This window comes from uncultured Roseibium sp. (assembly GCF_947499295.1).
GTDB lineage: Bacteria > Pseudomonadota > Alphaproteobacteria > Rhizobiales > Stappiaceae > Roseibium.
This window is the reverse complement of sequence record NZ_CANMNP010000123.1, coordinates 1-613: the sequence shown is the minus strand read 5'-3', so window position 1 is coordinate 613 and position 613 is coordinate 1. Positions and strand designations below refer to the sequence as shown.

Sequence of the window (613 nt, the reverse complement as noted above, 5' to 3'; positions counted from 1 at the left end):
CCCCACCGGGTTGTCGATCCCCGCGATGAGCTCGGGCAACGCGGTTTCGTCGCCGACCTGGTCTGTGGTCAGCATAGAGGCGACGATCTCGCCACTATCAGGATCATATCCGATGTGCAGTTTTCGCCAGGATTTACGGGTCTTTCCGGAGCCATGCTTTTCTTCCTGCCAGCCTGAGCCGCGATGGATCTTCAGGCCCGTGCTGTCCACGATCAGTGTAATCGGGCAGGACGGTTTCAGCCCGTCATCCACGACCGAAAGGCCAATTGCCCGGCGCGACAGTGTCGAGAAATCCGGCTCCGGCAAGTCGAGCCCCATCAGTTTCAGAAGCGACCGGACGAAACCCTGCGTTTGCCGCAACGGTTGGTGAAAGATCAGCCCCAGCGTCCGGCAGGCCTCAATCGCAAAGTCGGAATATGTCGGCTGACCGCCGCGCCCCTTTCGCTTCGGCGCCCGCCATTTTCCCGCAGCACCGTGCTCAAGCCAGATCGTAACATCGCCACGCGCCCGCAAAGCCTCGTTGTACTCCGACCAGTTTGCCACCGCATATCTTGCCTTCGGGAACTTGTCGCGACGGGCATCATTGAATTTGTAAGGCATCGACAGTCGCTCG

General features: G+C 60.0%; 1 protein-coding gene. It reads right to left on the bottom strand.

The features are described 5' to 3' along the window. On the bottom strand, window positions 1-600 hold a 600-nt coding region (locus tag Q0835_RS30060; protein ID WP_298967172.1), incomplete at its 3' end, for an IS5 family transposase. Window positions 601-613 lie beyond the last annotated feature (13 nt).